Raw genomic sequence first — 25,554 nt, 5'->3', positions numbered from 1 at the left:
TCAGAACCCCCGGTTCCGGCGCTCGCTGCGCGCCTGCATCCAGATGAAGACCACGGCCACCACGACGATGATCAGCGTGAGCACTGTGGAGATCGCGGAGCCGTAGCCGACCTGGAGCTTCTTGAAGAACGTGTAGTACGCGAAGTACGACGGCACGTTCGTGGCGTTCTCCGGGCCACCCCTGGTGAGCGCGAAGATCGGCCCGAACACCTTCAGCGCGGCGATGGTGCAGGTCAGGGCCACCACGAAGGTCTCCGGCCGGATCTGCGGGAGGGTGATCGCCCGGAACCGGTGCAACCAGTTCGCGCCGTCGACCTCGGCCGCCTCGTACAGCTCCGGGTCGACCCGCTGCAACGCCGCCATGAACACGACCACCGGGTAGCCGATCTGCACCCAGATCATCACCGCCATGACGGCCGGCAGGGCCGTCCCCGGGTCGCCGAGCCAGTCGTGGCGCAGCGCGCCGAGGCCCACCGCGTCGAGGAGGCTGTTGAACGCGCCGTCGGGGCGCAGGATCCAGCCCCAGACGATGCCGGCCACCACCACGGGCAGCACCTGCGGCAGGTAGAACGCGGCCCGCAGCGCGGCGGCGGTGCGCGGCTTGAACCGACGCCCGATGACGTCGAAGAGGACCGAGGCGAGCAGCAGCCCGAGCACTGTGGGCACCACCACCATCGCGACGATCATCGCCACGGTGTTGCGGAACGACGCCCAGAACACGTCGTCGTGCAGCAGCCGCTGGTAGTTGTCGAACCCCACGAAGGTGGGGTCGCCGATCCCGGACCACTTGGTCAGCGACAGATAGACGGTGCCGACCAGCGGAGCGCCGATGACCAGGACGAACAGCACCGCTCCGGGGAGCAGGTAGAGCCAGTACGCCGCGTTGCGGCCGCGAGGTGCGCGGCGGGGCTTGCGCGGGGTGGGTGTCGTCGCCGTCGGGGATGTGGCGGCGACGGTCTCGGAGACTGCCATGGAAGATCCTTCCCGGTGGAGCGGGCGGGCACGCCGGTCGTGCCGGTCGTGCCCGCCGCTCGCCGTGTCACTTGCCGGTGATCTCCTTGACGCCGTCGGCGTACGGCTTGGCGATCGTGTCGAGCACCTGGTCGGGGGACTTCGACCCGTTGATCAGGCCCTGGAAGCCGCCGACCAGCACGTCGTAGTAGCCGGGCACCGGCCAGTCCGGGTAGAAGGCCAGGCCGTCCTGCTTGCTTACCGTGTTGAAGTCCTCGATCAGCTTGCGGTCCTTCGGGTCGCTGATCTTCGACGCGTCGGCGGCGACCGGTACGCCACCGTTGTTGCCGATCAGGTCCTGGATCTCCGGACGCAGGGTGATGTCGATGAAGTCGTACGCCAGGCTCTTGGCCTTGCTGTTCTCCGGGACCACCCAGATGTTGCCCGACGAGCCGGCGTTGAGGGTGTTGCCGGGGAAGAGGAAGGTGTCCCAGTTGGCCTTCATCTCGGTCTTGAACCGGCCGTACCACCAGCTGCCCGAGACGATCATCGGGGTCTTGCCGGCGATGAACGCGGTGCCCATGTCCTCGGCCTTGAGGCTCGCCGAGTTCTTGGCCACGTAGCCCTTGCGCACCCACTCGGCGAAGGTGTCCGCGCCGTACTTCAGCGGGTCCGCCTTGAAGTCGACCGGGTTCTTGTAGAGCTGGTAATTGTCGACGAACTGCCGGTCGGCCTTGGCGAGCGCCAACTGGTAGAAGAGCTGCCCGGCCGGGTACTCGGCGCCGGCCATGCCCAGCGGCGTGACGCCCTTGCCGACGAAGGTGTCCATCGCGGCGGTCATCTCGGCAAGCGTGGTCGGCACCTTGACGCCGTTGCGCTCGAACAGGTCCTTGTTGTAGTAGACCGTGACGTACTCGCCGTAGTTCGGCACGCCGAACCACTTGCCCGACCCCATCACGCCCTTGTCGCTGTACCGGGCGGTGGTCTGCAGGCTGGGGCTGAGCTTGCCGGCCCAGCCGCGCTTGTCGGCCTCGGCGCTCAGGTCGGTGAGCAGACCCTGCGACGACAGCAGGCCGGCCGTCGCGTTGCCCTTGTTGTACTCCATGATGTCCGGGCCCTCGGACGAGTTGATGATCATGCCGGCGTTCTGCTGGATCTGCTCGAACGCCTTGCGCTCGAAGCGCACCTCGACGCCCGGGTGCTCGGCCTTGAAGATCTCGATCGCCCGGTTCCAGCCGACCCCCATCGCGCTGTTCTCGCTCTCGTAGTGCCAGAGCTTGAGGGTCTTGGCCCCGCTGTCGTCCTCGCTCTCGCCGCCGCCGCACGCGGCCACGGTGGTCGTCGCGGTCGCCGCCAGGGCGATCGCCGCGACGATCCGGCGGAATCGCTGCATTGCTATCCTCCTCGTTGAGTATCGAGCCCGGTACTTCACTGGGTCCGTCGTCGCGTTGCCGCGCGGCGGCGGGCCGTTTTGGCTGGTCAGCCCCCGCTCGTCGGAGACGGTTCGGCGCTGGCCGGGGCCGGCCGTCGTGGCTCGGCGGTCGATCCCCGGATTTCCAGCGCGCATGGCAGCAGTTGTTGGTGGCGCTCGTTGCCGCGCCCGTCCAGGTGGCGCACCAGCGCCTCGATCGCGATCCGGCCCAGGGTCGACCCGGGCGACGTCATCGCGGTCAGCGCCGGGGTGGCCAGCTCGGCGACCTGTGGCGAGGTGACCATCGAGACGACCGAGACGTCGTCGGGCACCGACAGCCCTCGTCCGGTCAACTCGCCGAGGATGCCGAAGATCGCGGTCTCGTTCATCGCCACCACTGCGGTCAGCCCCGGCGTCCGCGCGAACGCGGCGGCCAGGGCGGCACGCCCGCCGGCGGCGCTGTCCTCGGCCGGGATCATGACCGGCTCCAGGCCGTGCCCGCTCATCGCCGAGACGAACGCGTCCCGGGTCCGCAACGCGGGACCGTAGCCGCTGGCCAGCGTGGCGGCCGAGTGGTTGACGTAGACGATCCGACGGTGCCCCAGGCCGACCAGGTGCGCGACGGCCTCCCGCACGGTCTGCTCGAAGTCGATGTCGACGTAGGAGAGCCCGGTGGTGTCCCCGGTGCGCCCGATCAGCACCAGCGGCACGCCCGCCTCCTGGAGCACGGTGACCCGCTCGTCGGCGAGCTGCACCTCCATCAGCACGACGCCGTCGAGCATCCGCTGGCTGGCCAGCCGCCGCAGGTCGTCGAGGTTGCCGCCGCCGACCGGCGAGAGCACCAGGTGGTAGCCGACGGCGCTGGCCGCCGCGGCGGCGCCGGTGACGAACGCGGTCTCGGTCGCGCCCAGGCCGCGCTCGTCCATCGGCATCAGCAGGCCCAGGATCCGGCTGCGCCGGCTGGCCAACCCACGGGCCATGGCGTTGGGCTGGTAGTCGAGCTGGGCCATCGCGGCGAGGACCTTGTCCCGGGTGGCCTGGGAGATCGGCCGGGTGCCGGTGAGCACGTACGACACGGTGCTGGGGGAGACCCCCGCGAGGCGGGCGACGTCGTGCATGGTGGCCACCGCGCACCTCCTCCGGCCCGGCGTGGGATCGCTCCCGAATGATCGTCGAAGCGTTTCGACGAAGCGGTTCGACAGACGCTAGGCCACCTGTTACGACGACGTCAATAGCCGATGTCGAAAACAAGTCCGACCCCTCGACCGCACCGCCGCGCGCCCCGAAGCCCTCTCGACGAGCCGCCGAAACGCGCTCCCGCGGGTGGGAGTTCAGGGCAGGTCGAACAGGGTGGCGGCGTTGTTCCAGCACACCGCGCGGAGCCAGTCGTCGCCCAGGTCCAGCCGGGCCAGCCCGGTCAGCTGGTCGGCGTACGGGTAGGGGATGTTGGGGAAGTCGCTGCCGAGCAGCACCTTGCCGGCGAGGCCCAGGTCGCGCAGTCGGGGCAACTCGTCGGCGGGAAAGGGCACGAACCGGTCGAAGAACGGCGTGAACGCCATGGTGGTGTCCAGCCGGACCCGCTCGTACGCCTCGGCGAGGTCGAGGAACGCCCGGTAGTCCGGGGCGCCGAGGTGCGCCACCACGGCGACCAGGCGGGGATGGCGGGCGAGCAGGTCGGCGAACGGGGTGGGCCCGGTGTGCGTCGTCCCCACCGGAGCGTGTCCGGCGTGCACGACCACCGGCACGCCCGCGTCGGCGAGCGTCCCCCACACCTCGTCCAACGCCGGATCGGTGGGGGAGAAGCCGCCGACCTGCACGTGCACCTTGAACAGCCGCGCCCCGTCGGTCAGCGCGTCATCGACGTACGCGGCGACACCGGGCTCGGGGAAGAAGGTGGCCGAGGGCAGGCAGCCCGGGGTGTCCCGGGCGAACCGCAGCGTCCAGCGGTTCAGGTCGGCCGCCATGCCGGGTCGGTGGGCGTACGCCAGCGCGCTGAACGCCCGTACCCCGAGGTGGCGCAGGTGGGCGACGCGGTAGGCGTCGCTCCACCGGTAGCGGATCGGCCACTCGGTGCCCACCAGCGGCCCGGCGGCGTCGAAGTACTCCCACACCCGGCGTAGCAGCCTCGGCGGCAGGAAGTGCACGTGCACGTCCGCCAGGCCGGGCAGCCCGAGCGCGCCCCAGAACTCCGGCACCCGCGCGTCCTCGGCCGGAGGTGACGGTGGCGCGGGATCGGTCATATGTCGATGTTGAACCGCTGCAGCACCGATGGGGCGATCAGGCCGGCGGTGGCGAGCACCGACACGACGGTCAGGACGGCACGCAGGACGACCACCTCGGTCTTGCTGCCGGTCCGCAGCGCGATGCTGTTGGGCAGGCCGATCATCGTCCACATGCGACGGCGGATCGGGATCGGCCAGAGGATCGGCACCCCGGCTCTGGTGATCATGTCGCCGAGGATGTGCACGAAGCAGCCCACCCCGACGGCCGTGCCGATCAGTGGATAGCCCCGGCCACCCGGCAGGTTGGCGAAGGTGAACCAGGCCGCCCCGGCCGAGGCGAGCGTCACGATCACCCAGCCGGCCCGCTCGGCCCACTCGTCGAAGAGGCCGCGCAGGGCGAGGCCGAACATGAAGAACAGGATCGTGATCACCGCCCACTTGCCGTACGCGGCGCAGAGCGCGGTGGTGCCCCAGCCGACAAGCAGCGTGAACGGAAGCGTGTGGGTGAGCGTCCGGTGCCCGTTGTTGCGGCGTGGATCCTTGCTGAGTTTCGTCGCGTAGTAGACCCCGAGCGAGATCTTCTCCATCACCTCGGCGACGAAGAGCGAGAACACCCCGAACGTACGGGCGACGGTGGCGCCACCCTGGTTGCGGGTCACCTTGCCGGACAGGTCGAGGTCGGGAAAGAGCGCCCCACCCGCGCACACCGCCGTACCCACCGCCAGCGCCAGGGGCGACTGGTGGTAGTCGGCGAACTGGTCCAGCGCCCAGGACCCGGCCAGCCATACCGCCGCGCCGGACAGCGCGTGCGACGGTCCCATCATCTCGGCTCACCCTCCCCAGGGATCTTGAGCGCCAAAACTACGCCACTGTAGCCAGCGCCGGTGTCGCAGGGGCGTCAGTCGGAGCGTCCACATCGGACAGTGTCAGAGGGTGGGCGTGAAGCTCTGCCGGATCATCACGAAGTATGCCGCGTTGACCTGCCAGTCGAACTCTTTTGTCAACCACGAGACGGTGTAGGCGCGCCCGGCCGAGGTGTTGGCGAGCAGCCGGATGCTGTGCACCCGCTCACCGGCGGCGTTCTCCCAACTGCACTCCCAGAGGGCCCCGCCGTCGAAGACGTCGAGCGCCGAGATGTCCAGCTTGCGGTAGCCCGGCAGGGCGTCGCCGCCGACGAGCCGCTTCTCCTCGGCCTTCCAGTGCGCCACCGGATCGGCCCGCGGCGCCCCCGCCTCGACGCTGAGCACCCGAGCCCCGCTGGGCTCCCGGAAGCAGGTCACCGCCCCTTCGGTCCAGCGTGCCCAGCCCACCGGCGCCGCGATGCGGAAGCCGCTCGGGTCGAGGTGCCAGGTCCAACCGTCCCGCAGCCCGTACCGCGCGTCGACGGGCGGCGACACCGACGGCACCGGGGTGGCCGTCGGCGGCGGAGCCGCCGCGCAGGCGAACGCGGCCGGTCGGGTGGCGGTCGCGCCTCCTCCGGCGCCGGACGGCGGCGTCAGATCGTCATGGCGAGTGAGCAGCACCGCCGTGACACCCCCGGCGACGAGCAGGACGGCGGCCGTCGCCGCGCCACCCAGCGCGATCAGCCGGCCGCGTCGGCCGGCCGGGCGTGTCACCGGTGGGCGGGCCGGCGGCGCGTCGTCCGGTGGGCGGGTGGCCGGGCGTGTCACCGGTGGGCGGGTCGGCGGCGCGTCGTCCGGCGGACCGGCCTGGCCGCCCCGAACGGACACCGCGGAACGGCCCGCGCTGCGGACCGCCGCCACCGCGGAGGAAGCGGCCGGCCCGGCCGGCTCGGCCGGCCGGTCGTGGTCGGCGGCCGCGGCGCGCAGCAGCGGCTCGGTCTCCAGGGCTGTCAACCGCCGCCAGGGATCGCGCTGCAACAGGCCGGTGATCACCGGACGCAACGGGCCGGCCCGACGCATCGGATCCGGCGGTTCGGTGGCCAGCGCGCTCAACGTCGCCATCGCGCTGGACCGGGCGTACGGGGACTGCCCCTCGACAGTGGCGTAGAGCGTCGCGCCCAGCGACCACAGGTCGGTACGTGGATCCGACACGCCTTCGCGGGCCCGCTCCGGTGCGACGAACTGCGGCGAGCCGAGCACCAGGCCGGGACCTGTCATCGCCCCGTCGCCGCCGTCGAAGGTCGCCAGTCCGAAGTCGGTGAGCACCACCCGCCCGTCGTCGGCGACCAGCACGTTGTGCGGCTTCACGTCGCGGTGCAACACACCTGCGGTGTGCGCCGCCCGTAACGCCGCGAGCACGGCCAGCCCGATCCGGGCGGTACGTTGTGGACTCAGTGGGCCCTCGGCGTTGATGATCTGCTGCACCGACCGGGACGCCACGTACTCCATCACGATCCACGGGTTCTCCCCGTGGTGCACCACGTCGTAGAGACGCACGACGTTGGGGTGGTTGAGCCGCGCGGCGGTGCGCGCCTCGCGCAGCGTCCGCAGTCGTAGTTCCGCGCGTTCGGACTCGGCCAGCCAGGCCGGCGGCACGACCTCCTTCACCGCCACGTCCCGGTGCAGCATCTCGTCACGGGCCAGCCACACCCGGCCCATCCCGCCGGTGCCGACCAGGTCGAGCAGCCGGTACCGACCCGCGATCAGCAACTGCTGCACCGCCGCTCCCCCTCGGTCACCCCGAGTTACACGATAGCCACCAACGCTGTTTTTCTCATCCGCTGAGCGGCCTCGATCCACGCCGGACGGAGGGCCGATCAGGGCCATACGGCGCAGGTCAGCGGGGTGGTCGGAAACTGTCTCGCACTGCCGTCCAGTCCGCGCCGGCAGCCGTCCAGTCCCTGTCGTCGGTGATCCACCCCAGTGTCCAGCGCTTGTCCGCGAGGACCTGTTGCCGGGCGTGCAGCACCGGACCGTACGGGGCCGTCCACCGGCACTCCCACTCCGCGCCGCCGCCGCCCGCGGCGAGCCGGATCTCGTCGTAGCCCGGCAGCGCGCCGTGGCCGGCCGCGTCGTCGCGGGCCGACCGCAGTCTGGTCAGCGGGTCGGCCGTGCCATCCTGCGCGACACTCAACGCCCGGCCGGTGGCCGGGTCCTGGAAGCAGGTCACCGCGCCTTCGCGCGAGTAGTGCCAGCTCGCCGGCACGGACACCCGGAAGCCGGTGCTGTCGGCGTGCCAGACCCACCCCGGGGGCGGCCGGAACCGCTCACCCGGACCGGGTGCTCCGGCCGAGACCGGCGGACCCGCGACGTCCGGATGGACGCAGGGGAACGGCGGCGGGGGCACGTCGCGGCCGTTCGGCGGCGGGCCGGGCCGGCCGGGGCCACCGCCGCCGTACGGGCCGCCGGGCCCGCCACCGCCGTACGGGCCGCCCCGGTCATCGCCGTGGCCCCCGTCCGGGCTGCCGCCGTCGTTCGGACTATTCGCGTGTGACGCGGTGGACCGCGCTGCGGTGTCGGTCGGGGCGTCACCGGCGACGGCCAGCGCGGTGCCCACGCCAGCGGCGGCGGCCACGAGCAGCGCGACGACGGCCAGCGCCGCCCGCCGCGCCGTGGGCCGCCCGCCCAGTCTCCCGCTCAGTCGCCCGACCGGTCGCTCGCCCGGTTGCTCGGACGCTGCCGGGGTGGGGGCTGTCGCCTCCGCCGAGGCCCCGACGCCCGGTTCGGCGCTCGGGCGGGCGCCGGTCGACGCGTTCCCAGGTGGAACTGCCCCGCTGCCGTCGGTGCCGGCGGTCGGGTCGGGCTCGGGAAGCGAGACGGTGACGTCCTGGCCGGCCGGTTCCCCGGAGGCGGACACCCTCTCGACGGAGGAGCCGGTCGGGCCTGCGAAGCCTGTCGGGCCTGCGAAGCCTGTGGAGCGTGCCGAGACCGCGGGGCCCGTCGCGCCCGCGAACGAGGTCGGGGCGTCGGCTGCGGCTTCCGGCGAGTGCGCCGGTGGGCTGGGCTGCCCGGTCGCGGCGGCGGTGAGCAGCCGGCGGGCTTCGTCGTGGTCGAGGCGGTCGCTCGGGTCGCGGCGCAGCAGCCCGGCGAGCACGGGCGCGAGCGCTCCGGCGTGCGGGGCCGGGTCCGGTGGGCCCGCGGCCAGGGCGCTGAGCGTGGCCATCGCGTTGCTACGGGCGTACGGGGAGCGGCCCTCCACGGCGGCGTGCAGGGTGGCCCCGAGTGACCACAGGTCGGCGGCCACCGTGGACACCCCCTCGGCGGCCCGCTCCGGGGCGACGTACTGCGGAGAGCCCAGCACCATCCCGGGGCGGGTCATCGCGCCGTCCCCGCCGTCGAAGGTGGCCAGCCCGAAGTCGGCGAGCATCACCCGGCCGTCGTGGGCGACGAGCACGTTCTGGGGTTTGACGTCGCGGTGCAGCACTCCGGCCGTGTGCGCCGCCTCCAGCGCGCCGAGCAGGGCCAGGCCGATCCGGGCGGCGCGGGCCGGCGCCAGCGGCCCCTCGGCGTCGATGACGTCCTGCAGGGTGCGCGACGGGACGTACTCCATCACGATCCACGGGCTGCCCTCGACCGGAACGACGTCGTAGAGCCGGACCACGGCGGGGTGGTTGAGCCGGGCCGCGGCGCGCGCCTCGCGCAGCGTGCGCGAGCGCAGCTCGGCCCGCTCGTGGTCGGCCAACCAACTCGGCGGTACGACTTCCTTGACCGCGACCTCGCGGTGCAGCATCTCGTCGCGCGCTCGCCACACCCGACCCATGCCTCCGCGACCCACCAGGTCGAGCAGCTGGTACCGACCGGCGATCAGCACCTGCGCACGCTCCTCCTCAGCCGCTGTCCGGGGTACACCCTAACCAGCGGATCGGAAGTCACCTATCGGTCGTCCGACTTTGCTCAGCAGGCGGCGTGGTCGGCGGCAGCCAGCAGATTGCCCTCGGGGATGGCGATCCGGTCACGCCCGCCGGCCAGTCGGGCGGCGGCCCGGCGGGCCTGGAGCGGGCCGTGTTCGCGACGGGCGGTGGCGTAGGTGGCGGCGGTGCGGGCCGCGATTGTGGCCCAGCCGTACCGCTCGCCGACCATGGTGCGGGCCCGTCGGGCCACCCGCCTGGCGAAGACCTCGTCGCCGAGCAGTTGGTCGACCGCGCCCGCGAGGGCCGCCGGGTCGCTGTGCGGGAACGTCACGCCTGTCACGCCGGGTTCGACGATCTCGGCGAGGCCGCCGGTACGGGCCACGGCGAGGGGCGCCCCGGCGGCCGCCGCTTCCAGGGCCACCATGCCGAACGGCTCGTAGAGGCTGGGCACCACCGTCGCGTCGGTGGCACCGAGCACCGCCGGCAGTTGGGTGGCGTCGAGGAAGCCGGTGAAGCGGACTGTCGAGCCGAGCGCCAGGCGACGGGCCTGAGCTTCCAACTCGGGGCGGTACGGGCCGTCGCCGGCGATCACCACGCGCAGCCCGGGGTGCCGCTCGCGCAGTCGGGGCACCGCGTGCACGAGGTGCTGCACGCCCTTCTCGTAGACCAGGCGTCCCGCGTACCCGACGAGGGGGCCGTCCGCGGCGAACCGTGCGCGGGCCGAGGCGACCGCGCGCGGGCGGGCCCGCCAGGCCCGGTCGTCGACCCCGTTGGGGACCACGTCGACCAGTCCGGCCGGTACGTCGAACAGCGCGGTGACCTGGTCGCGCATGTAACCCGAACAGGTGATCACCCGGGTGGAGGAGCCGCTGAGCCAGTGCTCGACGCCGTGGATGGTGCGGTTCATCTCCTCGGGCAGCCAGCCCTGGTGCCGGCCCGCCTCGGTCGCGTGGATGGTCGTGACCAGCGGCAGGTCGAGGTGTTCGGCGACTGTGGTCGCGGTGTGGGCGACGAGCCAGTCGTGGGCGTGGATGACGTCGTAGCTGCCGGCCTGGGTGGCGCGTAGGGCGGTGCGGGTGAGGGTGTGGTTGAAGGCCATCGTCCAGGCGAGCAGGGAGCCGGTGGCGAGGGGGAAGGTGACGGGGTCTTCGGGTGCGCGCAGGATGCGCACGCCGTCGGCGTACTCCTCCAGGGGTGCGCCCTCGGCGTGGCGGGTGACGACCGTGACGTCGTGGCCGGCGGCGGCGAGGGCGACGGAGAGCGCGTGCACGTGGCGGCCCAGGCCGCCGACGAGCACCGGCGGATATTCCCAGGACAGCATCAGCACCCGCAGCTGACGGGCGGGGTGGATGTCGATCACGTGGGCGTCGGGTGACATGCGGCCCCCTTTGAGTTGTCCCCGGGCGCGCGCCGACCGACACCGGAGTCGATGTCGCCGTCGCGTCTGGATCGGGGCCAATCCTGCCGGGGCCGAGATAACCAGCGGAGACACCGCCGTTGCGGTCGTGTAAAGCGCTACTGGCCCTTTCGGCGTACCCGCAGCAGCTCGGCCACCGACCACGCCTGGAACGGGCAGCCGGTCGCGGAGTGCGGCGCGACGCCGTCGGCCGTCTCACTTACCGATCCTAGCCCATATTCGGTCAGATGGGACTCTATGCCGATCAATGCGTCATCGACCGACATCTTGCCCCGACGGGCGGCATCCACGTACGGCCCGAGCAGCCACGGCCACACCGTGCCCTGGTGGTAGCCGCCGTCCCGCTCGGCCGGGCCACCCCGGTGTCGGGCCACGAACTCGGGGGAATCCGGGGCGAGACTGCGCGGCCCGAGCGGGGTGAGCAGCCCGGTCGCGATGCGGCGCAGCGTCGGCTCGTCCGGCTCCAGCGGCGCGAACGGCAACGACCAGGCCAGCAACTGGTTGGGGCGCAGGGCGTCGTCGTCGTGCAGGGCCGCCCCACCCAGCGGGTACGCCGGAGCCGGCGCGTCCAGCACGTCGTGCAGCCAGCCGGTCGGGGCCGGGTAGCGGTCCCGGAACGACGCGGTCGCCTGCGCGTGCCGCCGCCACAGCTCGGCCGCATCCTGCCCGGCCAGCTCGGTCAGCTCGGCGAGACCGGCCAGCCCGTTGATCCACAACGCGTTGACCTCGACCGGCTTGCCCGTGCGGGGGGTGACCGGCACCCCGTACACGCGGGCGTCCATCCAGGTCAGGGCGGCGCCCGGGGCGCCCTGGGTGAGCAGCCCGTCCGCCGGATCGACGGCGATGCCGTACCGGGTGCCGGCCACGTGCGCGTCGACGACAGTGCGCAGCGCCGGCAGCAGCTCGTCACCGAGATCGGTGTCGCCGGTGACCGTCACGTGCCGGCTCACCGCGTGCAGGAACCACAGCGTGCCGTCGACGGTGTTGTACTCCACCCGGCCGGTGTCGGCCGTGTTGGCGAGCATCCCCTCGGACAGCGTCGCCGCGTACGCCCGCAGCAGCTCGCGCCCCTCGGCGGCCCGACGGGTGCAGAGGAACAACCCCTCGTACGAGATCATCGTGTCCCGCGACCAGGCGCCGAACCACGGATAACCGGCCACCACGTCGACCGCCGCGCCGCCGGGACGTACCACGAACGCGTCGGCGGCCAGCGCGAGCGTCGCGTCCACCTCGTCGGCCGGCTTCGCCGCGGCCACCACCTGCCGGTTGCGTCGCCGGGCCGTCGCCACGATCTCGGCGGCCGGCGGCGGCTCCTCGTCCAGCCGACCCGCCCAGGCCCGCACCGACACCGTGTCACCGGGGCGTTCCAGCTCGCCGGCGAAGCGGCCCGCGTACCAGACGTCCTCGTCCGGGTGCAGACCCCGGACGGCCTCCTCGCGGTGGTGCACGCCCAGCCACCACTGCCCCTCCGGCGCCCAGCCGGGCCCGGCGAGCCGGTACGCGCCCTCGACCACCGCGCCGTCGGCGACGGCCTCGACCTGCGGCGTCGGGCCGTCGGCCCGCCGCTCGCCGTGCGCGTCGCGCCAGGTGCACGCCGCCGACAGCTCCAGCCGGACCGGACCGCCGGCGACCAGCCGGTGCACGACCGCCACGCAGGAGCGGCCGGGCAGCATGGCCAGCTCCCGCTCGATCACCACCCCGCCGATCCGCCACCGCCAGCGGGGGAGCCCGTCGACCAGGTCGAAGCGCTCCAGCAGCTCGAAGCCGCGCGGGTCGACGTCGCCCGAGGACCACTCGTGGGCGCCGAGCCGGACCCGCGCGCCGGACGGCAGGGTGACAGTCGGGTCGAGGCTGACGAGTCCCACCTGGCGGGACGCGGGAGTTTCGCCGGGCACGACCAGCAGACCGTGGTAGCGGCGGGTCCGCAGCCCGCCGACGGTGCCCATCGCGTACCCGCCGAGGCCGTCGGGCACCAGCCACTCCCGGCTGGACGCGCTGGTCAGATCGCCGCAGACCTGCGGACCGAAGTGAATGTCGATCAACTTTCCTCCACCGCCGCCGAGGTGTAACACGCCACGACGAGAATGGCCGCTGTGGTCAAGCACCGCGGCGGCGTCAAAGATGTGCACGTGATCAATGACCGCTCGTCCTCCGACGCCTCGCCACCCGACGCTGAGCGGCTCCGGCTCGCCCAGGCCGACTCGGGGGAGCAGGACTGGCGCGCATGGGGTCCCTATCTGTCCGAACGGGCGTGGGGGACGGTACGGGAGGACTACAGCGAGCACGGTACGGCGTGGGACTACTTCCCGCACGACCATGCGCGGTCCAGAGCCTACCGCTGGAACGAAGACGGGATGGCAGGCGTCTGCGACGACCGACAGACCTTCGCCTTCGCCCTGGCGCTGTGGAACGGCAGGGACCCGATCCTCAAGGAGCGGATGTTCGGCCTCGGCGGCGACAGTGGCAACCACGGGGAGGACGCCAAGGAGTACTGGTGGTACGAGGACTCCACGCCCACCCACTCCTGGATGCGCTGGCGCTACCACTACCCGCAGGCCGCCTTCCCGTACGACGAACTCGTCGCGGTGAACGCGCTGCGCGGCCGGGACGACACCGAGTACGAGCTGGTGGACACCGGGATCTTCGACGACGACAGGTACTGGGCGGTGACCGTCGACTACGCCAAGGCGTCACCGACCGACCTGTGCATCGTGGTGACAGTGGCCAACCGGGGTGACCGGGCGGCGACCCTGCACGTGCTGCCCACCCTGTGGTTCCGCAACACGTGGGCCTGGGGCCTGCCCGGCGGCGACCGGATCCCCCGGTTGACCGGGGAGGGCACCCGGCTGGTCGGTGAGCACCGGGTGCTCGGCCAACTGCTGTTGGAGGGCGACGGCGGCCCGGTGCCGCTGCTCTGCGACAACGACACCAACGCCGAACGGCTGTGGGGGCTGCCCGGCCGCTCCCCGTACCCGAAGGACGGCATCAACGACCACGTGGTCAACGGCGCCCCGACTGTCAACCCGGCCCGCGAGGGCACCAAGGGCGCGCTGCACTACGTGCTCGACGTGCCGGCCGGTGGGCAGCGCCAGATCCGGCTGCGGCTGACCCGTACCGCCTCCCCGCCGGCCGCCGCCCCGCCGCCCCCGGCCGACCTCCGCGACGGCTTCGAGGCCGTGGTGTGGGCCCGGCGGGCCGAGGCGAACCGCTTCTTCGCCGGCGTGATCCCGGAGGCCGCGACGGCGGACGAGGCGCTGGTGGCGCGGCAGGCCATCGCCGGGCTGATGTGGGGCAAGCAGTTCTACCACTTCGACGTCAAACGCTGGCTGGACGGCGACCCGGGCTCGTCGCCCCCGCCGGCCGGGCGTCGGCACGGGCGCAACAGCGCCTGGTGGCACATGACCAGCTTCGACGTCATCTCCATGCCCGACCCCTGGGAGTACCCCTGGTACGCGGCCTGGGACCTGGCCTTCCACTGCGTGAGCATCGCCCGGGTCGACCCGGGCTTCGCCAAGGAGCAGATCCTGCTCCTGCTGCGCGAGTGGTACCTGCACCCCAACGGGCAGATCCCGGCGTACGAGTGGGCGTTCGGCGACGTGAACCCGCCGGTGCACGCCTGGGCGGCGCTCAAGGTGTTCGAGATCGACGGCGGCCGGGACTTCGAGTTCCTGGGCCGGGTGATGCACAAGCTGCTGCTCAACTTCACCTGGTGGGTCAACCGCAAGGACACCGGCGGCAACAACGTCTTCGAGGGTGGCTTCCTCGGGCTGGACAACGTGGGGCCGTTCGACCGCTCGGCGGCGCTGCCGGTGGCCGGGGTGCTGGAGCAGTCCGACGGCACCGGCTGGATGGCCATGTACGCCCTCAACCTGCTCGACATGGCCATCGTGCTGGCCGAGCACGACCGGACGTGGGTCGACACCGCCACGAAGTTCTTCGAGCACTTCCTCTACATCGCCGCCGCCGCGTACGAGCAGGGGCTGTGGGACGACGAGGACGCCTTCTTCTACGACGTGCTGCGCCTCGCCGACGGCACGAAGGTGCCGCTGAAGGTCCGCTCGGTGGTCGGGCTGCTGCCGCTGGCCGCCACCACCCGCCTCACCGCCAAGACCCTGCACCGGCTGCCGGAGCTGGGCGCCCGGCTGCGCTGGTTCCTCACCAACCGACCGGAGTACGCCCAGGTGATCGGCACCCGCCGACTCGGCCCGGACGGCCGCCAGCAACGGCTGCTGTCCATGGTCGGCCAGGAGCAGGTGGTCCGGCTGCTCGCGCGGATGCTCGACCCCGACGAGTTCCTCTCCGACTTCGGCCTGCGGACGCTGTCCCGCGCGCACCTGGACAAGCCCTTCTCGGTCACGCTCGGCGGGCAGGAGTTCTCCGTCGGCTACGAACCGGCCGAGTCGACAAGCGGCCTGTTCGGCGGCAACTCGAACTGGCGCGGGCCGATCTGGATGCCGACGAACTTCCTGCTGATCAGCGCGCTGCGCGACTACGCGGCGTTCTTCGGCGACGACCTGCAGGTGGAGTATCCGACCCGCTCCGGGGTGAAACGCTCGCTGGACGAGATCGCCGACGACCTGTCGGCCCGGTTGATCTCGCTGTTCACCCAGGACGACTGGGGCCGCCGACCTATCTACGGGGCTGCGCAGTTGTTCCAGACCCACCCGGACTGGCGCGACCTGATCTCGTTCCCGGAGTACTTCCACGGCGACAACGGCGCCGGTCTGGGCGCCTGGCACCAGACCGGCTGGACGGCCCTGATCGCCGACCTGATCCTCACGCTGCGCCGCTGACCGTCGTACCCGGATCTGCGGGACGCGGACGGTCAGGCGGTGATCAGGCCGAGCTTGATCAGGCTGTCGGCGGTGTCGGTGATGGTCGTCTCCACCGGACGAGGCCGCCAGCCGAGGACGTCGCGCGCCTTGTCGTTGCTGATCACCGGCACCTGGCCCCGCAGGGCGGCCGCGTCGCGTAGCGCCGGCTCGGTCTTCGCGGCCTCGCGGACCTCCTCGTCGGTGAGTTCCCGGGCCGGCACCCTGTCGGCCAGGCTGGGCAGGTGCCGGGCCAGCATTTTCGCCAGGTCGAGGAAGCTGATCGACGGGCCGCCGACGCCGATGAACCGTTCGCCGGCGGCGGCCGGGTGCAGCATCGCGCGTAGGTGCAGGTCCACGACGTCGCGGACGTCGACAACCCCGAAGTACATCCGGGGTACGACAGGCATCGAGCCCCGGAGGAACGCCTGCACCAGCCCGGTCGACGCGGACATCCGTGCGCCCAGCAGCGGTCCGAAGATGCCTGTCGGGTTGACCACGCTCAGCTCGACCCCGCCGTTGTCCCGGACGTAGTCCCAGGCGGCCCGCTCGGCGAGCGTCTTCGACCGGTGGTACGCCGGGATGTCGTCGTCCACGTTCGTCCAGTCCGCCTCGCTGTACCGGCCGTCGGCCTTCACCGTGTAGCCCACCGCGGCGTACGACGAGGTCAGCACGACCCGCCGTACCCCGGCCTCGCGGGCGGCCCGCAGGACCCGCAGCGCTCCGTCGCGGGCTGGGCGGATCACCTCGTCGTCGTTCGCGGGCGGGGTGAACGGGAAGGGCGACGCGTGGTGCAGCACGTACCGCGCGCCCTCGGCCGCCTCGGCCCAGCCCTCGTCGGCGGAGAGGGCCGCGGTCCGGAACTCGACCCGGCCGTCCGGGTTGGTGCCGGTCCGCCGGACCCGGTCCAGCACCTCGTCCTGCTGGCCCGGCGCGCGGACGGTCACCCGTACCCGGTAGCCCTCGTCGAGCAGTCTGGCCACGGAGTACCCGCCGACGTGCCCGGTGGCGCCGGTCACCAGCACGAGCGCGTCGTCGGTGGCGGGGAGCTGAACGTCGTTCGACATTGTTCGTGTCCTCGTTTCTCAGAAATCCTGAAGAGCGCGCTCGACCTGCTCGATCGCGCGGGTCTCGGCGGCGGCGTCACCTCGGTGTCGGGCGTCCCACATGTCCGCCTTGCCACGCATGTACGCCTGGCGTACCCGTAGGCGCTCGATCTCGGCGGACAGCCGTTCGGCGTGCCGGGCGAACAGGTCGCGCTGCGCGGCGGCAGCCTCGCGGTCGCCCTCGGCGAGCAACGTCAGGTACCGGCGCATGTCCGCCACGCTCATCCCGGACGAGCGCAGGCAGGCCAGGGCGTCGACGCGCTCGGCGAGTCGGGTGTCGTAGCGGCGGTGGCCGCTGCTGTCGTCGCGTGGCACCACGCCGAGCAGGCCGACCTTCTCGTAGTACCGCAGCGTCGGTTCGCTGAAGCCCGACCGCTGGGCCATCTCCTGAATGGTCAGGGGAAATTCGGTTCGTCCCGCTGCCGTCGCTGCCATGGGTGAAGCGTCCCCAACTTCAAGCGCTTCACGTCAAACGATGTGACGCGACGTACGCGTCAGCGACCCGCAGCTCGGGGACGAGAATGTGGAACTCATTCACTATCGTGAACGGCTGTGGGGGAGTCGGTGCAGCCGGTGGGTGAGGTCCACGTCCTCGGCGAGTCCCGGGCCTGGCCCGCGATCGCGATACCCGTCGCGGTCCTGGTCGTGGTGATCGTCGTCGGGGTGGTCTTCGACCTGTTCGGCTGGAACATCCTGGCGGCTGCCGCCGCTTCGATCATCGTGGCCGTCGTCGTGCGGCGAAACGCAGTGCTCGCCGACGATGTGGGGCTGCTGATCCGTGGTCGCGGTGGCCTGCGGCGCTCGTACGCCTGGGCCGAGATCGTCCGCCTGGGCTGGGTGGATGCCGGGCTGTGGGGGAGCACCCTGACGGTCTACCCCCAGGGCGGTCCCTACGACGTGCCGGGACCGAACTCGCCGACCACGGTGGGACGCATCTGGCGGCGCCTCGCGGACCCGCTGCCCGCGCTGCTCGAGAAACACGACATCAAGACGCTTACCGACCTCTGAGTGCCCGGAGTCGGGCTCTCACTCGTAGCCGACGTGCACGATCAGCCTGCCGTCGGCGACGCGGGCCCCGACGTAGACGGACCCGGGGTCGAACAACGTCGGAGGCAGTTTCCGCTCCTCGGTGAGGCCCATCTCGCGTGCCAGGTCCTCCGGGGTCTGCCCCGCCGCGGGTGCCACGGTGAGCTGCCGCCAGCATCCACCGGAGGCGCATTCCGTACTCTCGTCGACGACGCTCGCCCCGGCCGGCACCTCGGGTAGTCGCGACTTCGGCGGTAGGGCTCCCTCATCGCCGAACACGCGCAACGACAGGAACCACAGGACCCACAGGCACGACAGCAGGCCCACCGTGACGGCGACGGCCACGAGGACGCGCTTCGTACGGCGTCTCCTCGGCGCGGTCTCCGACGTCATGCCGGCAGGGTAGCGAGTCAAGATCGATCGTAGGAGGAGGGGGAGTGATCAGTTAGTGAAGGGCTCGGGTCCGAGTCACCCAGCCCCGCCTTGAGTTAGGACGTACTCGTCTAGAACGGGGGCCGGGGTGTCTCCGCAAGCCGGCGGCGGGAGCGTCGCGCGTCCCCGACGGCGACGGCGGCCAGCACGACGGCGGCGGCGGCGCCGGCGGTGAGTGGCTCGAGGCGGATCGTCACCGGGACCAGCAGGCCGAGGGCCAGCAGGCCCGCCAGCCGGGAGCGGGAGACCCGGGCGAAGACCTGGTATTCGAGGGCCGACCGTCCGGCGAGGAAGAGCACGGGGCCGCCGAGGATGGCGATGAGCCAGGCCGCCGGGAGGTGCCCGCGTGGCTCGGTGATGAACAGTTCGAAGCCGACGCCGGTCAGCACGATCCCCGCGATCATGATCAGGTGAGCGAACGCCATCTCGGTGGCGAGCCGGGGAGCGTTGCGGGAGTGGTTGACGGCGGCGTCCTGCACCCTGCCCGCGACGTGGAAGTAGATCCGCCAGAGCAGCACGGTGGTCGCCAGCGCCAGGACGTAGCCGCCCGTCTGGTCGGCGTGGAACCCGCTGCCGCTGAACGCCAGCCCGAGCACGAAGATCGCCTCCCCGATCGCGATGAGGAGGAACTGCTGGTACCGCTCGGCCAGGTGCTCGGCCGCGATCATCCGGCCGCCGATCCGTTGTGCGCCGATGCGGGGGGTCGGCCATCCGAGGTACAGCCCGACGTAGTCGACCAGGACGGCGACCGTCCACAGAGGCCCCCGGACCGTGCCGTCGTCGACCAACCCACCGATGATCCAGAGCGGCGCGCTCACACCGAACCAGAGCAGGACCCGGAGGGTCTGGCGCGGATCCGGTCGGCCGTGCCCGGCGACGTGGAAGTAGACCACGCGGCCGATCTGGAGACTCACGTAGGTGATGGCGAAGAGGGCGGCCCGCGCGCCGAAGGCGTCGGGCACCGCGACGGCCATCGTCATGGCGCCGATCATCGTCAGAACGATCACGGTCTGGACTATCGGCGCCTCCGGGTCCAGCCAACTGGTCGACCAGACGGTCAGCGACCAGACCGCCCACAGGGCCAGGAACAGCAGGAGGGCCTGCCCGAGACCGGCGAGCACCCCGCGCTGGCCGTCGGTGAAGTCGGCGATCACCCGTGCCGAGATCCGGGTGAGGGCGAAGACGAAGACCAGGTCGAGGAAGAGTTCCAGGAAGGTGGCCCGCTGGAGGCTGGCCTCGCCGCGCACCAGCGGCACGCCCGAATTTCCGCTCATCGGCCTGCCACGGGCCGGTGCCGCCCAACGGCCACGTGCCCTCCCGTCCTGGTGATCCCCTCGCCTAACGAGGGAGGGATCGGCCGTGGCACGCGGAGGCGGGGACCGGCGCACGCCTCGGCGGCGACGTCCGTCAGGAGAGCGGCGTCAGGCGCTTGCCCATGCTGATGTCGTCGACGTAGGCGCCGTCGATCAGGAACTCGTCGACGTGTCGGCCCTCGACGGCGTAACCGTGCCGTTCGTAGAGGCGTACCGCGCCGGTGTTGGTCGCCAGGACGCGCAGGCCGATCTTCTTCGCGCCCTGCGCGCGGGCACGGTGTTCGGCGGCCGAGAGCAGGGCCGAGGCGATGTTCCTGCGGCGGGCCTGCTGGGCCACCACCAGGTTCCACAGGCCGAAGACGTGCGCCCCTTCCGGGAAGGGGGTCGTCCGGTGGGTGCTCACCGCGCCGACGATCTGGTCGCCGAGAGCGGCGACGAGGTGGGTCTCGGGCCTGCGCCGTTCGGAGAAGTACGCCGTTCGCTCCTCGCCCTCGGCGGAGGCGAGACCCGACCCGGCGGTCCACGCCGCACTGTCGAGGGCGAGGAGAGCGGCGTCGTCGCCGCTCGTGGCGGGTCGCACCAGGGGCCGCCAGTCGACGGTGCGCTCGTCCCCGGTCCCGAATCGCAGCAGCTCGCGGGTGATGGTGTCCTCCACCGCCGCGACGGCGTCCGACTCGCCGGCTTTGACGATCATGTCGAAGTGGGTCGTCGCCGCCACGAGCAGGCAGGTGCCGCCACCGAACGTGATGGACAAGCTTTCGTCGAGTTCGGTGGGCGCCGGGTGCCCGAGCTGGGAGACGAGTCGGGTGATGTGGCGGTGAGGGCTGTCGGCGTTGACGCGTGCGGTCGAGTAGAGCATCTGGTGCCTTTCCGGCAGTCGTGACGTCGGAGCGGGTGGGTGCGTCGATCAGGCAGGGACCAGTACGTCGGTGCGGCTGTCCTCCGCCGGACCCTCCCGGTCGGAAGAAGCACGGAGCGCCGCCTCGACCCGGCGGTTGCTGGTCATGGTCGCCGTCACGGCGGTCATGGCGAGGAGGAGGCCCGCGGCGGCGTAGAGCGGGGCGCGTACGTCGTAGGCGGTGGCCAGCCAGCCGCCGAGGAAGGCGCCGAGCGGGGCGGCGCACATGGCGAGCATCCGGGACGTGGAGGCGACCCGGCCCATCAGGTGGGCGGGGACGATCGTCTGCCGGAGGGAGGGGCCGAGCACCATCGTGGCGCCCATGCCCGCGCCGCAGACGGCGAGCGCGAGACCGGCTACGTACGGGTTCGGGGCGGCCGCCAGACCGAGGATGGCGAGCCCTTCGAGGGCGGCTGTGCAGGTGAGTGCGGTGCCGGTGCCGAGTCGTCGGCCGAGCTGCGAGGCGATGCCCGCCCCGAGCAGACCGCCGGTGGCCTCTGCGGTGAGGAGCAGGCCGAAGCCGTAGGTGTCGATGCCGAGGCGGTCGTGCGCGAACAGGGCGAGGACGGTCTCCACGGCGAGGAAGGCGATGTTCCCGACCGCCGGACGCAGCGCGAGGCCGAGCAGCAGCCGATCCCGGAAGACGTACGAGGCGCCGGCGCGCGCCTGCCGCAGCAGCGACTCACGGACCTGCGGCACGGGTCGGGGCACGGCGGGCAGCGACCGTACGAGCAGTGCGGAGACCGCGAACGACACCGCGTCGGCGAGCAGCGGAACCGCCCGTCCGAGCGCGAGCAGGGCACTGCCCGCGGGTGGCCCCGCGAAGCCGGACATGGCGGTCTGGGCGCCGCGCAGGCGGGAGTTGGCGCGCTCCAGGAGCGCGGGGTGACGGCCGAGCAGGTCCGGCAGGTAGGCCGTGGCCGCCGTGTCGAAGAAGAGCCCGCCGAGGCCGAGCAGGAAGGCGACTGTCGCGAGCAGCGGAATGCTCAGCACGTCGAGCATGGCGGCCGCCGCGGGTATCCCGAGCAGCACCGCACGTGCGGCGTCCGTGATCCACATCGTCTGCCGGCGGTCCCAGCGGTCCACCAGGGCGCCGCCGAGCACTCCGAAGAGCAGCCACGGCAGCGTCCCCGCGGCCGCGACGACGGCGAGCGCCATCGGATCCCGCGTCAACGTCAACGCGAGCAGCGGCAGCGCGGCACGCGACACCCCGTCACCGAGCGAGGAGACCGTCTGCGCGGTCCACAGTCGTCCGAATCCGGTCGGCAACTTCTGTGCGTCCGAGGTCACTTGGCACCCCCTTCGGCCTGCTGGCGCCGGGCCGGGTGGAACAGGGCGAAGACGAGTGACGCGTCCGGCAGCGACGGATCCGACAACTCCCGGTACTCGTCCGCCAGTGCCTGCAGGCGCGCCCCCAGCTCCGCGAACTGCTCGTCGGTGAGCCGCAGGTGCGCCATCCGTACGTGCCGCTCGCTCTGCGCCGGCGCCGCCTCCAGGTCGGCCACCGCATGCCGCATCAGCATGTCCGGCCCTCCCTCGCCCGGATCCGGCAGCACGATCGACCGCGCGGCCATGGCGTAGTACCGCTCGGTGACGCCCCGGACCTTGCGCGTCCGCACCACGGTGATGAGGCCAGCCCGCTCCAGCAGGCGTACGTGGTAGCTGGAACTCCCCTTCGCCAGGCCCACCCGCTCGGCGATCTGCGTGATCGTCGCGGGCTCGAAGCGGAGCATGGCCATGATCCGGTGACGCGTGAGATTGGAGACGGCACGTAGCTGCTCGTCGGTGGTGACGTGAAACGTCTCGGGAAGATCGTCGGTAGGCATGGGAGCAATGGTCAACGTTTCTTGACCATTGCGCAAGGGGTTCGCGGTGGTGGATGTGAAAGGTGTGTGCGGGGCCTGCCCGGCCAGTCACCAATCCGTCAGCCGACGACCACGGCACGTGTTCGCCTCTACGCTCGGGGGCGTGCCCGGACCCGCTGAGCAGGCCACTGAACAGGACCGGCGCGACCTCATCGTCTCGGTCGCGCGAGAGCTGGCCGAGGCGGAGGGCTGGGCGGGGATGACCACCCGACGGTTGGCCGAGCGCGCCGAGGTCGACGTCGGCGACCTCTACCGGCACTTCGCGGATCTGGAGGCGTTGCTCGCCGCCGTCGCCGTGTGCGCCTTCGCCGACCTGGCAGCCGCTCTCGCGCAGGCGCACAGTCAGGCCGTCGGCAGTCCCGAGGGCGTCTGGCCGGCGGTCGCGACCGCGTACCTCGACTTCGCGTACACGAATCCCGAGGTCTATGACGCGATGCTCGCGCTGACCCCCGACCTGGCCCTCGGCGTCGATGGCGTGCCGGCCGCGCCGCGGGCCGTCTTCGCCGAGCTGCGGGCGGCGCTGACCCCACTGGCGGCGGGCCGGGACCCGGACACCCTCGCCGAGGTGGGCTGGAGCCTGCTGCACGGCGTGGTGATGCTCACCCGGGGTGGTCGGCTGCGACCCGAGGGGCAGGAGGACCGGGAGGCGTTGATCGCACGACGGCTACTGCGGTGGCCGTGACCACCGACGCGGCGTCGGCGGCGCGCGGCACTCTGCTCAGTCGAGGGGCTCGCGGTTGGCCGGGCCCTTGTCGACGAACCGGAACGTGGTCAGCGGGGCAGCGCCCAACTCCTTGAGAATCAGGCCGTTGCCCGCCTTGTGCTGGAGGAACCGGGTCTCGCTGCCGATCGCGTACGTCCCCTTGCCCTTGGTGGTGATCGTGAACCGCTGGATCGGGTTGTCCTCGTCGCAGACGGCGGCCTCCACCGTCAGCTCCGGCTCGATGTCCAGGCCGTTGACCTGCCAGCAGGACGGATCGTCGTTTGCGGGATGCCCGTCCTTCGTGCCGAACGCCCTGATGACGTACTGGTCGTTGCCGATCGGCGTCGGAACGAACAGGACGCGGCCACCGGTGTCGCCGCCCTCCTCGAGTCGGCCGCTGAGTTCCAGCTTGCTCCCGGACCCCTGCACCCGCGTGATCGTGACCTCACGCCTGCCGGACAACAGCGGGTCGGTCGCCGGTGCCGCGGCGGTCGGCGTCACCACCGCGGCCGTGGTGCTCGCCGCGGCGTCCGACGGCGACGCCGTGCCGGCTGCGGCGCCCGGCGCCTTGTCGGGACCGCTGCCGCACGCCACCAGCGCGCCGGCGCACGCCAGCAGCACCGCGCCGGCAACTCGATTCACCGTGAACATCGCGTACTCCTCGAATCGGTCCCGGACTCTCGCGCGCCTATTCTGGTCCCTCGGCCTTCGGGGGCCGTTGGTGCGGGGGAGGGACAGATGACGGTCGGCGGAACGGCGCGGCGGCAGGCGAAGGTGCTGATCTTCGACGCGGACGACACGTTGTGGGAGAACAACGTCGTCTTCGAGCGGGTGATCGACGACTTCCTGGCCTGGCTCGACCACCCCACCCTGGACCGGGCCGAGACCCGGGCGATCCTCGACGACATCGAGCGGGCCAACGCGGTGGCGCACGGGTACGGCAGCAAGGTCTTCCTCCGCAGCCTCGCCGAGTGCCTGGAGCGGCTGCGCGAACGGCCGGTCACCGACGCCGAGCGCCGGGAGATCGACCGGCTGGCCCTGGCGCTCGTGGAGCACCGGGTGGAGCTGATGCCCGGTGTCGCCGAGGCGCTCGACGAGTTGGCCGGCCGGCACGAACTGCTGCTGCTGACCAAGGGTGAGCGGGAGGAGCAGCAGCGCAAGCTGGACGCGTGCGGGTTGCTGCACCACTTCCGGGCCGCGCACATCGTCGCCGAGAAGAACGTGGACACCTACCGGTGGCTCATCCGCGAGCACGGGTTCGAGCCGGCCAGCGCGTGGATGATCGGCAACTCCCCGAAGTCCGACATCCTCCCGGCGCGGGCGGCCGGGCTGAACGCGGTGTTCATTCCGAACGAGAACACGTGGGTGCTTGAGGACGACGAGTTGGACCCGACCGACAACGGCGTACTGCGCCTGGCCGCCTTCCGGGACCTGCTCCGACACTTCTGACCGTCGAAACCCAACAGCGTCGCCGATCATGGTCTCGTTACGCGCACATGCCGCTTTTCGCCCTTGAGATGAGTCACGCCGCGGACGGCCCGGCAACGCTTGTCCGGCCCGTCGCGGTCCGCCTAACCTGGGCCGGCGTTCGCGGCCTTTCGGGGTGTGCCGGGGGCGCACCGGCGTCCGGCAGGTGGGCACCGTGGAGCTGAGTGCAGGGCGGCCGGGCCTCCCCACCGAGCCGCGTGGCGTCGTGCCGCGCCCACGCGCGGTGGGGTGCTCGACCTGTCCGCTCCCCGTCGGACCGCCGGGGGTCAGGGCCGGGTAGTTGCGGACCCGGCCCTGACCCGGCCACTGCTATCGGTGCCGTGCGCTACGCGCGGTGCCGGCCGTCGCCGGTGTGGCGGGCGTCCGACTCCTCGGACCCGCCGCGGACGATCGAGATCGCCACCCGGCAGAACTCGTCCATGTCCGGGTTGAACCCGGCCGCGATGTCGGGATGCAACCCGGAGCGGGTCTCGTCCAACAGCCGCTGGCACACCGACTCGACCGGCTCACCGGCGTAGCCGGCCCGAATCCGGTCGGTGGCTGCCTGGAGAGCCGAGGTCAGCTGGTCCTCCAGCGGCCCGCGCAGCTTCTGCTGCACGGGATCGAGCCCGCGTGGGTCGAGCGTGACATGTGGCTCCGACATCGGTGCTCCCTTCGTCGGCGTCCGCGATACCCCACCGCGGCCGTCGGTCAAACGCCTGTCGGCACGGCGGCGACCCGCACCTGGTACGAGAATTCCTCCGCCGGCTCCTCGTGGTACGACAAGCGGCGGATCTGCCGGTCGTCGTCGTAGAGGGCGACGTCCACCAGGACGCCGAGGTGCGCCAGGCCGATTGTGGAGACCCGCTTCTTGTCCTGCAGCACCGCGCAGACGCCGCCGAGCAGCGTGCTGGCGTCGGACGTACGGTGCCCGGGCGGGCAGCGCAGAACCAGGTCCACCTCGATCGGCCCGGGCAACGGCGTCCAGCCGGTGCGCTGGGCCGCGACCAGGGCGGCCTGGAGCAGGGTGCGGACCCTCGTCGCCTGCCGGTGCCCGGCGGCGAAGATGGACAACGCTTCGGTCTTGACCGGTGGCAGGCCGCTCACCTCGAACGTCAGGGCGAGAGCGCGGGTGTCCTGCACGACGGCACCTCCCTCATTGGGACGATCCTGCCGAAC

At 72.0% G+C, this 25,554-nt stretch carries 23 protein-coding genes; 4 read left to right on the top strand and 19 right to left on the bottom strand.

Annotated elements, in window-relative coordinates; genetic code table 11:
• From MILUP08_RS23860 to MILUP08_RS23820, 9 genes are all read right to left on the bottom strand, one after another.
• Positions 1 to 972 carry a carbohydrate ABC transporter permease gene (locus MILUP08_RS23860; RefSeq protein WP_007462470.1) on the bottom strand — a complete coding sequence of 324 codons (972 nt, stop codon included), beginning with the start codon at positions 970 to 972 and terminating at the stop codon, positions 1 to 3.
• 67 nt (positions 973 to 1,039) lie between these two features.
• The gene (locus tag MILUP08_RS23855; protein WP_007462469.1) at positions 1,040 to 2,344 is read right to left on the bottom strand and encodes an ABC transporter substrate-binding protein; all 1,305 of its coding nucleotides are present in this window, start codon (positions 2,342 to 2,344) and stop codon (positions 1,040 to 1,042) included.
• A gap of 86 nt (positions 2,345 to 2,430) precedes the next feature.
• Positions 2,431 to 3,480, bottom strand: coding sequence for a LacI family DNA-binding transcriptional regulator (locus tag MILUP08_RS23850; protein ID WP_039908686.1), 1,050 nt, complete (start codon positions 3,478 to 3,480; stop codon positions 2,431 to 2,433).
• A 213-nt stretch (positions 3,481 to 3,693) separates the two neighbouring features.
• Positions 3,694 to 4,602 carry an amidohydrolase family protein gene (locus tag MILUP08_RS23845; RefSeq protein WP_007462467.1) on the bottom strand — a complete coding sequence of 303 codons (909 nt, stop codon included), beginning with the start codon at positions 4,600 to 4,602 and terminating at the stop codon, positions 3,694 to 3,696.
• On the bottom strand, positions 4,599 to 5,408 hold the full coding sequence (locus MILUP08_RS23840) for a metal-dependent hydrolase (RefSeq protein WP_007462466.1): 810 nt from the start codon (positions 5,406 to 5,408) through the stop codon (positions 4,599 to 4,601). Before MILUP08_RS23840 ends, MILUP08_RS23845 begins: the two co-directional genes overlap by 4 nt.
• Before the next feature lie 102 nt (positions 5,409 to 5,510).
• A complete protein-coding gene (locus MILUP08_RS23835; protein WP_237747290.1) occupies positions 5,511 to 7,145 on the bottom strand; it encodes a serine/threonine-protein kinase in 1,635 nt (544 codons plus the stop codon).
• A gap of 178 nt (positions 7,146 to 7,323) precedes the next feature.
• Positions 7,324 to 9,297, bottom strand: a complete 1,974-nt coding sequence (locus tag MILUP08_RS36900; protein ID WP_007462464.1) for a serine/threonine-protein kinase — start codon at positions 9,295 to 9,297, stop codon at positions 7,324 to 7,326.
• 83 nt (positions 9,298 to 9,380) lie between these two features.
• Positions 9,381 to 10,715 (bottom strand): glycosyltransferase family 4 protein, encoded by a 1,335-nt coding sequence (locus MILUP08_RS23825; protein ID WP_007462463.1) that lies wholly within the window; start codon positions 10,713 to 10,715, stop codon positions 9,381 to 9,383.
• 137 nt (positions 10,716 to 10,852) lie between these two features.
• Positions 10,853 to 12,796, bottom strand: coding sequence for an amylo-alpha-1,6-glucosidase (locus MILUP08_RS23820; RefSeq protein WP_007462462.1), 1,944 nt, complete (start codon positions 12,794 to 12,796; stop codon positions 10,853 to 10,855).
• Positions 12,797 to 12,838: 42 nt separating this feature from the next.
• On the opposite strand from MILUP08_RS23820, the gene MILUP08_RS23815 reads away from it, so the two are divergent.
• Positions 12,839 to 15,547, top strand: a complete 2,709-nt coding sequence (locus MILUP08_RS23815; protein WP_007462461.1) for an MGH1-like glycoside hydrolase domain-containing protein — start codon at positions 12,839 to 12,841, stop codon at positions 15,545 to 15,547.
• Positions 15,548 to 15,579: 32 nt separating this feature from the next.
• Here the strand turns inward: MILUP08_RS23815 and MILUP08_RS23810 are convergent, their stop codons facing one another.
• Together MILUP08_RS23810 and MILUP08_RS23805 are read right to left on the bottom strand one after the other, a co-directional pair.
• The gene (locus MILUP08_RS23810; RefSeq protein ID WP_007462460.1) at positions 15,580 to 16,632 is read right to left on the bottom strand and encodes an NAD-dependent epimerase/dehydratase family protein; all 1,053 of its coding nucleotides are present in this window, start codon (positions 16,630 to 16,632) and stop codon (positions 15,580 to 15,582) included.
• Positions 16,633 to 16,650: 18 nt separating this feature from the next.
• Complete coding sequence (locus MILUP08_RS23805; protein WP_007462459.1) at positions 16,651 to 17,106, bottom strand: MerR family transcriptional regulator; 456 nt, start codon at positions 17,104 to 17,106, stop codon at positions 16,651 to 16,653.
• Positions 17,107 to 17,223: 117 nt separating this feature from the next.
• Between MILUP08_RS23805 and MILUP08_RS23800 the strand changes: the two genes are divergently transcribed.
• Positions 17,224 to 17,679: a hypothetical protein gene (locus tag MILUP08_RS23800; protein WP_007462458.1), complete on the top strand. Its 456-nt coding sequence runs from the start codon at positions 17,224 to 17,226 to the stop codon at positions 17,677 to 17,679.
• Between the two features lie 18 nt (positions 17,680 to 17,697).
• On the opposite strand, the gene MILUP08_RS23795 is transcribed toward MILUP08_RS23800, so the two are convergent.
• The 5 genes from MILUP08_RS23795 to MILUP08_RS23775 all read right to left on the bottom strand — a co-directional run bounded on the left by MILUP08_RS23795 (position 17,698) and on the right by MILUP08_RS23775 (position 22,166).
• Positions 17,698 to 18,090 carry a hypothetical protein gene (locus MILUP08_RS23795; protein ID WP_007462457.1) on the bottom strand — a complete coding sequence of 131 codons (393 nt, stop codon included), beginning with the start codon at positions 18,088 to 18,090 and terminating at the stop codon, positions 17,698 to 17,700.
• A gap of 110 nt (positions 18,091 to 18,200) precedes the next feature.
• Positions 18,201 to 19,403, bottom strand: a complete 1,203-nt coding sequence (locus MILUP08_RS23790) for a low temperature requirement protein A (RefSeq protein ID WP_007462456.1) — start codon at positions 19,401 to 19,403, stop codon at positions 18,201 to 18,203.
• A gap of 133 nt (positions 19,404 to 19,536) precedes the next feature.
• Positions 19,537 to 20,301, bottom strand: coding sequence for a GNAT family N-acetyltransferase (locus MILUP08_RS34010; protein ID WP_007462455.1), 765 nt, complete (start codon positions 20,299 to 20,301; stop codon positions 19,537 to 19,539).
• Positions 20,302 to 20,349: 48 nt separating this feature from the next.
• On the bottom strand, positions 20,350 to 21,630 hold the full coding sequence (locus tag MILUP08_RS23780; RefSeq protein WP_007462454.1) for an MFS transporter: 1,281 nt from the start codon (positions 21,628 to 21,630) through the stop codon (positions 20,350 to 20,352).
• Entirely contained in the window at positions 21,627 to 22,166 is a 540-nt protein-coding gene (locus MILUP08_RS23775; RefSeq protein ID WP_007462453.1) for an ArsR/SmtB family transcription factor, read from the bottom strand. Before MILUP08_RS23775 ends, MILUP08_RS23780 begins: the two co-directional genes overlap by 4 nt.
• A 142-nt stretch (positions 22,167 to 22,308) precedes the next feature.
• Here MILUP08_RS23775 and MILUP08_RS23770 point away from each other — a divergent pair, with 142 nt between their 5' ends.
• A complete protein-coding gene (locus MILUP08_RS23770) occupies positions 22,309 to 22,887 on the top strand; it encodes a TetR/AcrR family transcriptional regulator (protein WP_039906534.1) in 579 nt (192 codons plus the stop codon).
• Positions 22,888 to 22,923: 36 nt separating this feature from the next.
• Here the strand turns inward: MILUP08_RS23770 and MILUP08_RS23765 are convergent, their stop codons facing one another.
• On the bottom strand, positions 22,924 to 23,559 hold the full coding sequence (locus MILUP08_RS23765; protein ID WP_007462451.1) for a hypothetical protein: 636 nt from the start codon (positions 23,557 to 23,559) through the stop codon (positions 22,924 to 22,926).
• Between the two features lie 87 nt (positions 23,560 to 23,646).
• Here MILUP08_RS23765 and MILUP08_RS23760 point away from each other — a divergent pair, with 87 nt between their 5' ends.
• Entirely contained in the window at positions 23,647 to 24,357 is a 711-nt protein-coding gene (locus MILUP08_RS23760; RefSeq protein ID WP_007462450.1) for an HAD family hydrolase, read from the top strand.
• Positions 24,358 to 24,721: 364 nt separating this feature from the next.
• On the opposite strand, the gene MILUP08_RS23755 is transcribed toward MILUP08_RS23760, so the two are convergent.
• Positions 24,722 to 25,039, bottom strand: a complete 318-nt coding sequence (locus MILUP08_RS23755; protein WP_007462449.1) for a hypothetical protein — start codon at positions 25,037 to 25,039, stop codon at positions 24,722 to 24,724.
• Positions 25,040 to 25,086: 47 nt separating this feature from the next.
• Complete coding sequence (locus MILUP08_RS23750) at positions 25,087 to 25,518, bottom strand: RusA family crossover junction endodeoxyribonuclease (RefSeq protein ID WP_007462448.1); 432 nt, start codon at positions 25,516 to 25,518, stop codon at positions 25,087 to 25,089.
• Positions 25,519 to 25,554: the final 36 nt, after the last annotated feature.

The sequence above is a fragment of the Micromonospora lupini str. Lupac 08 genome (assembly GCF_000297395.2).
GTDB lineage: Bacteria > Actinomycetota > Actinomycetes > Mycobacteriales > Micromonosporaceae > Micromonospora > Micromonospora lupini.
The sequence above is the reverse complement of the archived record's forward strand: the minus strand, read 5'-3'. Positions and strand labels throughout refer to the sequence as shown.